General features: G+C 46.9%; 11 protein-coding genes. 1 reads left to right on the forward strand and 10 read right to left on the reverse strand.

The window, feature by feature from the left end:
• Positions 1-13: 13 nt before the first annotated feature.
• The 4 genes from ACLFWI_RS02720 to rpsB all read right to left on the reverse strand — a co-directional run bounded on the left by ACLFWI_RS02720 (position 14) and on the right by rpsB (position 3159).
• Positions 14-877: a hypothetical protein gene (locus ACLFWI_RS02720; RefSeq protein ID WP_446411633.1), complete on the reverse strand. Its 864-nt coding sequence runs from the start codon at positions 875-877 to the stop codon at positions 14-16.
• A gap of 101 nt (positions 878-978) precedes the next feature.
• Positions 979-1155 (reverse strand): hypothetical protein, encoded by a 177-nt coding sequence (locus ACLFWI_RS02725; protein WP_446411634.1) that lies wholly within the window; start codon positions 1153-1155, stop codon positions 979-981.
• 381 nt (positions 1156-1536) lie between these two features.
• On the reverse strand, positions 1537-2154 hold the full coding sequence (tsf, locus tag ACLFWI_RS02730; RefSeq protein WP_446411635.1) for a translation elongation factor Ts: 618 nt from the start codon (positions 2152-2154) through the stop codon (positions 1537-1539).
• A 180-nt stretch (positions 2155-2334) separates the two neighbouring features.
• Positions 2335-3159 (reverse strand): 30S ribosomal protein S2, encoded by an 825-nt coding sequence (rpsB, locus tag ACLFWI_RS02735; RefSeq protein WP_446411636.1) that lies wholly within the window; start codon positions 3157-3159, stop codon positions 2335-2337.
• A 121-nt stretch (positions 3160-3280) separates the two neighbouring features.
• Here rpsB and ACLFWI_RS02740 point away from each other — a divergent pair, with 121 nt between their 5' ends.
• Entirely contained in the window at positions 3281-4456 is a 1176-nt protein-coding gene (locus tag ACLFWI_RS02740; protein ID WP_446411637.1) for an aminotransferase class V-fold PLP-dependent enzyme, read from the forward strand.
• Between the two features lie 383 nt (positions 4457-4839).
• On the opposite strand, the gene ACLFWI_RS02745 is transcribed toward ACLFWI_RS02740, so the two are convergent.
• The 6 genes from ACLFWI_RS02745 to psb27 form a co-directional block, all read right to left on the reverse strand.
• Positions 4840-6081 carry a sensor histidine kinase gene (locus ACLFWI_RS02745; RefSeq protein WP_446411638.1) on the reverse strand — a complete coding sequence of 414 codons (1242 nt, stop codon included), beginning with the start codon at positions 6079-6081 and terminating at the stop codon, positions 4840-4842.
• Positions 6074-6406, reverse strand: coding sequence for a hypothetical protein (locus ACLFWI_RS02750; RefSeq protein WP_446411639.1), 333 nt, complete (start codon positions 6404-6406; stop codon positions 6074-6076). Before ACLFWI_RS02750 ends, ACLFWI_RS02745 begins: the two co-directional genes overlap by 8 nt.
• Positions 6407-6658: 252 nt before the next feature.
• Positions 6659-7303 (reverse strand): Uma2 family endonuclease, encoded by a 645-nt coding sequence (locus ACLFWI_RS02755; RefSeq protein ID WP_446411642.1) that lies wholly within the window; start codon positions 7301-7303, stop codon positions 6659-6661.
• A gap of 69 nt (positions 7304-7372) precedes the next feature.
• Positions 7373-8854, reverse strand: coding sequence for a family 10 glycosylhydrolase (locus tag ACLFWI_RS02760; protein ID WP_446411640.1), 1482 nt, complete (start codon positions 8852-8854; stop codon positions 7373-7375).
• A 139-nt stretch (positions 8855-8993) separates the two neighbouring features.
• Positions 8994-9242: a hypothetical protein gene (locus ACLFWI_RS02765; RefSeq protein WP_446411641.1), complete on the reverse strand. Its 249-nt coding sequence runs from the start codon at positions 9240-9242 to the stop codon at positions 8994-8996.
• Positions 9243-9315: 73 nt separating this feature from the next.
• Positions 9316-9714, reverse strand: coding sequence for a photosystem II protein Psb27 (gene psb27 / locus ACLFWI_RS02770; protein WP_446392055.1), 399 nt, complete (start codon positions 9712-9714; stop codon positions 9316-9318).
• Positions 9715-9867: the final 153 nt, after the last annotated feature.

Consider the following 9867-nt stretch of genomic DNA (forward strand, 5'->3'; position numbering starts at 1 on the left):
CAATGACAAATAACTAATCCTCAAACCAACTCGCCCGCCATGCGGCTTCAGCTTGAACTACTGCCCACTCCCGTTGTTTTTTACGATATTGTCGCTGAAATTTAGTGGTATGGGCAAGCAGGTTACGGATTTGATTCCGCACTTTGACCAATTGCGGTTCTGTAAACTCAATTTCGGATAGGCGCAGGTTAACGGCAATAATTCGGGTTAGGGTTGAATCATCGTCATCCTCCGGCGTTTGGGTTTCGACTAAAAGGTTGAGTAGATTTGAACCCGGACTGCTTTCACCCGCCGCATCCGCTTTGGTCGCCGCTTCCAGAACAGTTGGGGGTAGTTTATCAGGAATAATACCCTCTTGTTGTAAAAGATGATTCGTCTCCACGGAAACTGTTTGCAAGGTGAGAGCAATTTGGTCTTCGAGCATCTCTTGCCACTGTAGCAGTTGATCCGGCAGAATCGGTTTTTGGGGGGTGAGGGCTGAATCTGGAGATAGGTTTGTCGTCGTTTCCGCCGAGGATTCTGTGGACTCCACCCGCGGTTCTAACTCCTCATCCTCGTCTTCTAGTTCATCGTCCCGGCTTAAGGATAGGTCTTGAGGAAGCTGTAGGTGTAAAAGTAACTCATCTTGTCCTTCCTTGCCAATCTGACGCAAGGCTTGCTGTAAATTTTGGCGCTGATTGAAGGATAAACTTAAAAAGGCATCGGGATAGCCTTGAGTACAAACCTGGTAACTTGCCAGCATTAACTGTTTTTGCACCGTTTGCCCCAACACAGTCAAATAGGTGGCGTAACTGTCGTGAAGTTGGGAAGCCAGATGTGCGATCGCTTCCTCCATCTTACCTAAGTCCTGCTCAATGCGTTCAATTGCGCTCACCATTATCTGCTACTGCTCCCAATAGGTATCCTTTTTCCCAAAAAACGTAGGGTGGGTTAGGCGGACTTTGATTAAGGCGGTACCCATTTAATCAACTATCCGCCCTAACCCACCACTGTTAAAGTGCTTGGGTGTATCTTTTCTGGCAACTGTTTTTGCACTGTTTGCCCCAAAACAGTCAAATAGGTAGCGTAACTGTCGTGAAGTTGGGAAGCCAGATATGCGATCGCTTCCTCCATCTTACCTAAGTCCTGCTCAATGCGTTCAACTGCGCTCACCATTATCTGCTACTGCTCCCGATAGGTCTCCTTTTTCGGAATTCCTCGCCATATAGAAACGTTGCAGGTAACGCTAATACTGGACTGACACAGCTAAAATTGTGGAATAGATTTGTTTTGTAGTGAGGGAACTTTAGCCCTCTCCAGCTATGCGTTAGAAGCACTCTTTGTTCTTACTACAAACAAAGCCCTATTTTAGTCACACCGCTACATTGGGCGCACGCTATGCGCCCCTACATTGGGCGCACGCCATGCGCCCCTACAATAAACGCTTCAGCGAGGCGACGTTTACAGGACTTAGGCAGCTACACCATCTATATCAATAATGGTGCGTTACGCTACGCTAACACACCCTACAAATAGAGGCTGTTTGTAAGTCCTAGTTTAGTCTGATGATTCAATCCCCTCACCCAGAACATAGCGGGTAAAGCGACGCACTTGGATATTTTCCCCCAACAGAGCAACGGTTTCTTTGACCAACTCTTCGACGGATTTGCTTTGATCCCGGATATAGGGTTGGTCAATTAACGATAATTCTTTTAATCGTTTCTCAATCCGACCCTGAACAATCTTCTCTTTAATATTGTCCGGTTTCTTCGCCAAGTCATCGCGCCCCATCTCAATTTCTTTTTCTCGTTGAGTAATCGTGTCAGGAATATCCTCCACCGACACATACTCAACATTCGGACAAGCCGCCACTTGCATGGCGATATCCTTAACTAAGGCTTGGAATTCCTCACGACGGGCAACAAAATCAGTCTCGCAGTTGACTTCCACTAAGACACCAACTCGTCCCCCAGTGTGGATATAGCTACCTATAATCCCTTCAGCCGCCATCCGACCGGATTTTTTCTCAGCTGAGGCAATTCCTTTCTGACGCAGCCATTCGATGGCTTTGTTCATATCGCCCTCATTTTCTTTGAGCGCTTTTTTGCAGTCCATCATGCCTGCGCCAGTTTTTTCCCGTAACTCTTTGACGAGTTTTGCTGATATTTCCGCCATCTTGCCTTTATTCCTCCTTTGTTGTTTGTCGTGTTAACGATTAGCACTATCTTGGAACAAATCGGACAAAAACCGGAGCAAATCGGTAAGTCTAACCATTACTCCGGTTTGGTAACTACTCAGTGCCAGTGAACAACGGACAGATAACCCCAGTGTATCGGGTGAGCTTGAAATCGCCGCTTATTCTTCACTGTCCTCGCCTTCTGAAGCACTCTCCTCGCTTTCCTCGTCTGACTCAAAGGAGTCCATATCTTCCTCGCTGTATTCGTCTTCCATCTCCTCTATGGCTTCGGCAAACTCTTGCTCGTCCTCTGTCTCCAGTTCCCCGTGACGCCCTTCATAGATGGCATCGGCTAACTTACCAATGATCAGTTTAATCGACCGAATCGCATCATCATTGGCGGGAATCGGAATATCCACCACATCCGGGTCACAATTGGTATCTAGCATCGAGACGACGGGAATGCTGAGTTTTTCACATTCTTTGATGGCATTGTATTCCCGGCGCTGGTCAATAATTACCACAATGTCGGGGATGCGCCGCATCATTTTGATACCACCTAGATATTTTTGCAGCTTGCCTAATTCCCGGCGCAGTACGGCGGCTTCTTTTTTCGGCAAGAGGTCAAGGGCACCACTTTCTTCCCGGCGTTCCAGTTCTTTGAGTCGTTCAACCCGCCCTTTAATCGTTTCCCAGTTGGTTAACATTCCTCCCAACCAGCGTTGGTTGACGTAGTATGCGCCACAACGACTGGCTTCTTGGGCAATAATTCCGGCGGCTTGCCGCTTGGTACCGACAAACAGACACCGTTTTCCTTGTTCGGCGGCGGTTCGCATGTAGCTGTAGGCTTCTTCCATCAACTGGGCTGTTTGCACCAAGTCAATGATATGAACCCCATTTCGGGCAGTATAAATGTACTGATCCATGCGAGGATTCCAACGGCGGGTCTGGTGACCAAAGTGAACCCCGGCTTCCATCATTTGAGCCAAAGAAACAACTGGCATAATTGATTTAAACTCCTTATTCGGGTTTATCCTCCATTCAGGCGGATTTCCTTAGGGAAACACCCGAAATCCTGAATGTGCGATTTTTGACAACCTTTCTAAGGTAACATAGTTTTTGATCATGAAATTGGATTGGCAACGCGCCCGTCAAGACACACCGGGCTGTGAGACGGTTTTACATTTTAATAATGCGGGTGCAGCATTAATGCCGCAGTCGGTTTTAGATGCCGTTGTCGGGCATTTACAGTTAGAAGCCCAAATTGGTGGCTATGAAGCGGCAGCACAGCAATTTGAGGCAGTGGAACGGGTATATGATGCCGTGGCGACGCTGTTAGGCTGTCAGCGCCAGGAAGTTGCCCTGATTGAGAATGCCACCAGAGCTTGGGATATGGGGTTTTATAGCATACCTTTGAAAAAAGGCGATCGCATCCTTACTGGTGTATCGGAATATGGTAGTAATTTTATTGCGTTTCTGCAAGTTGCTCGGAAGACAGGGGCAACCATTGAGGTGATTCCTAATGATGAATTTGGGCAAATTTCTATTCCTAAATTACGGCAAGCGATTGATCAGCAGGTGAAGTTAATTGCGATTACCCATGTTGCCACGAATGGGGGGTTAGTTAACCCAGCCGCAGCAGTTGGAAAAGTAGCAAAAGACGCTGGTATTTTATATTTACTCGACGCCTGTCAATCGGTGGGGCAAATGCCCATTGATGTCAATGAAATTGGCTGTGATCTGCTCTCAGCGACGGGACGTAAATACTTACGCGGACCCAGAGGCACTGGATTTTTATATGTCAGAGAAGAGGTGATTGAGCAATTAGAACCGCCCTTTTTGGATATGCAGGCTGCTGAATGGCTGAGTCGGGATACATTTAAAATTCGTGCCGATGCCCGTCGGTTTGAAAATTGGGAAACCAACTATGCAGGTAAAATTGGGTTAGGGGTGGCGGTTGATTATGCCTTAAATTGGGGGCTGGCAGCGATTGAGCATCGGATTCGTCATTTGGCGGAACGATTGCGTGAGCAACTGAGTGATATTGATCGGGTGAAGGTTCAGGATTTAGGGCAGAAGAAATGTGGTATTGTTAGCTTTACGGTTGAGGGAAAAGAACCCAGTGAAATTAAACAATTACTGAGTGAAAAAAAGATTAATACATCGGTTTCTTCCGCCCAAGGAACGCGATTAGATATGGACGCACGCGGGTTGGCGTCTGTGTTAAGGGCTTCGGTTCATTATTACAACACCGAAGCCGAAGTTGAGCGATTTTGTACGACATTGGCATCTTTGGTTTGACAGGGAACGAAGAATAGAGACACCTACCCCCCCAATTCCTCTGCGAACCTCTGCGTTAACCTCTGCGTCCTCTGCGTTAAAAAAAATACAATTTGCAACCAGACAAATTATCACACAATTGCCGTAAAATTATTACCAAACTGTAGGGTGCGTTACGCTTTGCTAACGCACCATTAGATTTCATATCACTGACAATTTAGTTTGAGTAAAGGGCGACCCGATACAATTGAGTGGATAGGTGGTGTTCATTGATGCAGGCGGGTCGCCCCTACGGTATATTTATTCCTGTGGATTGCCCAGACAGGGTTTCTATGGGTGTTGGTTTGTGGGATCTCGGATACCCCCGCTCCCCCTCACCACACACTTATTCAACAGTACCCTACCTACTCCCCCTGTTTCCCCGCCTCCGGAGTTAATAAGGCTGGAATCGTGAAATAAAAGGTTGTTCCAACTCCCAGAGATGATTCGACCCAAATTTGTCCGCCGTGATGTTCCACAATTTTCTGACAAATCGATAAACCAATCCCTGTACCTGGATATTCTTCATTGGTATGTAGACGTTGGAATACCTTGAAAATTCGTTCAAAATACGCCGCTTCCATGCCAATCCCATTATCCTCAATCCGAAACACCCATTCATTCACCTGAGTGGGTTCTGGCGTACTTGGCAACACCATAGCGGATTCATCACTCAATGAAGACGTTTTTTGGCGCAATTCTGCCGCAATTTTAATCTCCGGTGCAACTTCAGGGGAGCAAAATTTGAGGGCATTACTGATTAAGTTTTGAAACAGTTGTACCAGTTGGATGCCATCTGCCATGACGATGGGTAAATGTTCGCAGGTAATCACAGCATCCTGCTGTTGAATTACACTGTCTAAATTTGCCAAAACGGACTCAACTACCTGATTACAGTCTGTTGGCTCAAACTCTTCCCCCTGAGTCTCGACTCGTGAATAGTTCAGCAAATCTTGAATTAGCTGTTCCATGCGATCGCCTGCTTCTAAAATTCGATTCATGTAGTGAGCGGCTTTATCATCCAACAAACTCTGGTATTTTTGGCAAAAAAGCTGACCAAACGCTTTCATTGTTTGCAGGGGCGATCGCAAATCATGAGAGGCGATGCGGGCAAATTCTTCTAAGTCTTGATTCGAGCGGATTAGCTCTGCGTTAAGCTGCTGAAGTTGTTGATTTTGGTACTGCAATTGCTGATTTTGCTCAACAATATGCTGTTGCTGGCGGACAATCGTCAGTTGGTTATTCACCCGCGATAACACTTCTTTTACATGAAAAGGTTTCGTAATATAGTCTGTCCCCCCCACGTCAAAGGCTTTTACTTTATCCCATTCATTATCCAATGCGCTCAAAAAAATGACGGGAATGTGCTGGGTGCGTTCATTGGATTTTAAGTGCTGGCATAGTTCATACCCATCCATTTGAGGCATCATAATATCCAGCAAAATGAGCTGCGGTAAAGCCTTTTCGATCCCCATTAATGCCATCTTCGCACTAATGGCATTTCTTACCCGATATCCTGCCTCGGTTAGAGTTGTCGATAACAAACGCAGATTGTTAGGCTGATCATCGACAATTAAGACATAGCCTGGATTTTGGGGGTTACTCATGGTAAAAGGGTTGCGTCAGGTTCATTAGGGTGTCAAACCAAAACTCATTAACCATAAGGGCAAGGGCTTCAGCTAAGGGAGCGTTAGATGCCGGAATTTTCTCAATGAGTTGGTTCATGAGTTCATGATCAAGACTGCTAGCTGCTTGATGGAGTTGTATGATCCACTCACTTGGCATTATCGCTAAATGTTCTGGTGTCAGCAACAATGGGCAGGTTTTTCCCTCGGATGGGGAGATTGAATGAGTGAACTCATAGCGATAGCGTACACCTACATAGTCAGCCATCTGGGTGAAGATGGTTTCCTCCCGAAACGGTTTAATCACTACATCATTAAGCTATGTAAAATAGCGAGGGAGACGCTCGTCCTAAGCTGTCATGCATTTAAATGGGGTATTAGTAGCGAGCAAGATGCAAAGCCTGCGGCATGGCTTCGCTAAACGCACTACAAGGATGAGAGCAATTATTGACCCTACGGCGAGAGAGTCAGGAAAAATGTACCCTTGCTCCCCCTGCTGCCTCTGCTCCCCCTGCTGCCCCTGCTCTCTAACCCCACCACAACCCTTATTCAGCAACCGCTAATTTCCCCTGTCCCTCACCCATCGCCGAAACGCCCTTAAAGCCTGACTTGTTCCCGATAGTCGCGCCATCTCTAAAAAGCGAGAAATCTCCTCAATCACGGGAAAATCAGGAAACGTCGGACTTGTCGCTGATTCAACATACTTTCCTGATTGCAACACATAAATCTGCAATCGGCGATTCTTATAGCGCCAAATTTCCGGCACCCCTAACACCTGATAAGCACTTAACTGAGTCTTAGACGTTACATCTATTTCTATTGCCAAATCAGGCGGCGGATCAACGGTTAAATCCAGACTTTCTCGCCCAATCATCCGAGCTGCATTTTGGATATAAAAACAATCATCGGGTTCAATTCCAGCCATCATATCTTGTCGTTTAAAAGTTGTTGAGCCGAAGGGTTCCCAATCAATTTCTAATTCATCTAGTAATATCTTTAATAAATCTCCAATAATAACCTTGGCTTTTTCATGTTCCGGCAAAGGCATCCTAATCTCCAACGTATGATCGAAATAAGCCACTCGACTAGCGCGATGCTCTCCCAATTCCGCTAAAATAGCTTCAAATTCCGACCACCCCACCTCATACAACAGCACCCGATGTCCGGGCGGTACACTAATTTGCCTCAATTGCAGCGTTACCATTATTGTTTCACTTGCCTTACGAACGACTCCGCCCATAGCAATCGCCTGGACAAAGTTTCTGATCAAACTTTACTGTAACCGACAGAACTTGCGATCGCGGTCAAATTCTGGGTCTTGCCAGGAAAAGGCAAAATGGCTAATACCACTGACACCGGGTATTCGTTGGCGAATTGCCTGCATCTGCTTTTCTAGAGAGGGGCGATTGCTGACAGATTTACCCCAGGTTCCAGCTAGTGCTGGTGTGATTTTGGTATTCAGGGGTGCCTTATCCACAACTCGTCGAACTAAGCTCTCGATACAACCCGTATGACCGCAAACACCATAAGACATGGGATGCCACTCTAAAGATGGGGAAAAATGATCCCAAGGTTGTAGTCGAGAATCATACCCCCCTAGTCCTACCACTTGATTGCCATCGGGAAAAAATACGGCTCCGGCTGTGATTCCCGCCCGTTGAACGGGTAATGTTGCCATGGAAAGAAAATTTAACACCCCTTGAGCTGCATGAGCCACACTAAGCTGCCACAGTTGCCAGTTTAAAGTTGCTGCATTATCCGAACTTGAAGGCGATCGCCCTTGCCACATTGGGGTGGATTCGTTGGCATAGCGCGTCTTGACTAATTCTACATCGCTAGGGCTAATCGAACCATCCTGTACATAGCGCTGAATCAGTTCTCGCCCTTGATTATTGAGAGCGCGATTATATAAGGCTTGTCGAGACGCATCACTATAGATCCATAAATCTTTTACCTTTGTGACAACTGAATCTGAGCCACTGCCACGCGGATAACGAATATAGTCAAATAAAACACCATCAGGACGACGTTTTGTCACCGCCTGAACCAGTTGGTAGTAATCGGTTTTAGCTTGATTATCATAGGGATCAATAAAAGCTTGGGACTGGTCATGGACAAAGGATAAACTGGTTTGACCGCGACCATTGCGAGCCAAGACACCTTGCCGATCTATACGTTGAGCATACCTGTAGCCGAAGTTCATCGAGAACATCCAGGCATAAACTCGCAATCCCCGTTCATGCCCTTTTTGAATCGTCTGGGCTAATAAATCGACCCGTTCATATCCCGGCGTTCGCACGACGGGAGGCCATGGGGTGGGGTTATCTGAGGCGGGGAGTAAGACTTGACCATCGGAAAAGACTTCAACATAGACCTTGTTGTAGCCTCGATTGACAATCCGATCCAGAATCTCATCAATTGCACCCGCGCGAACATCACAGGCATATAAGCGCAGCCATATTGCTTGGTCTTGGGGGAAGGTGCGATCGCGACATTGGCGCAAAACATCAGCATGTTGCTTGACGATGGCTTTATAGCGGTTATTGAAATCTGGGTTCCCTTTAATCGCACCCTGGCGCAGGCTTTCTTTTTGCGCGATCGCATCATCCGTAAAGTGGCAATAGGCAGCCGTTTGAGCTTGAGCCGTTTTAGCCACGTAGCATTGAGTGATGATGCTACTCGTTAGCAAGGCGGCAACCAGTGAGCGATAATAATAGCGCCAATGCCATCCTCTAGGGACAAGACCGTTGGACATTCCGACAAAAACCACAAAAGAACAACAACATTAATCGCGGGTATCCCCATCTTCTCCGAAGCCAAGGCGGGGTTGATGAAGTGGGTGTCTTTAGTCTTAACAGACAATCGAACGAATCGACAAATTATCCCAGACAGAGTTAAGGACGTTCTTTTGTAGTTCTGAGCATTTTGTCCTGTTTCCGGACAATGGTGCTCAGGTTACCTTGATGAATGAGAAAGGGGAGAAAGTTTTGACCCTTCAAGGCGTTCGAGGGTATGGCGCGTGAATCTGTAGGGGCGGGTTTAGGGATTTTCTTGTAGCTATTGATGGTAACGTTTCTACAAAACCCGCCCGAACTAACTGTTAAGTTAACTCCCCCATCTCCCCCATCTCCTAGACGTGCCATGGCACGTCTCTACATCCCCATCTCCCCCATCTCCCTCATCTCCCTCATCTCCCTCATCTCCCTTTAAATCAGGTCAAGCGCCGCGTCTTATCGCTCGTTCCACCTGCCGGAATTCTTGCTCTAAACGGTCTTTAAGCTTCTGGGGTAAGGGACGATTGGGATAGGAACTGTAGTAACCTGCTAGAGAATTGAGGGCTGTTCTCATCGTGGAGAACGAACTCAGGTTAGCGACAGAGCCATCTCGACGATAGCGAGAAATATACTCATTAATGCTTTGACGCGCTTTTGACTGAGCCTCTGCCTTATCAGGCGCATCTTCTGGTAGTTCAATAGCTGCTCTCAAGGAGTCCAAGGCAGTCAGGGTGTCTTGGCGATAATTGCCAACCAAGCCAGTACTGCTGGACGAACACCCTGTTAGCGCGATCGCAACGACGAGGACAAGGGCAACAAGACGGGATAAGTAGCGCTTCATAAGCATCATTCACCATAGACAGAATTTCCAAAGTAAAATCGATCCTAACCCGGATTGGTGATCCATAGTTTTGAGTTTGAGGATTTGAGTAGGGGTTTGGTTACCAAACCCGGTTACCAAACCCGGTTACCAAACCCGGTTACCAAACCCGGT

The sequence above is a fragment of the Coleofasciculus sp. genome, from assembly GCF_046539235.1.
In the GTDB taxonomy this organism is placed as follows: Bacteria; Cyanobacteriota; Cyanobacteriia; order Cyanobacteriales; family Coleofasciculaceae; genus Coleofasciculus.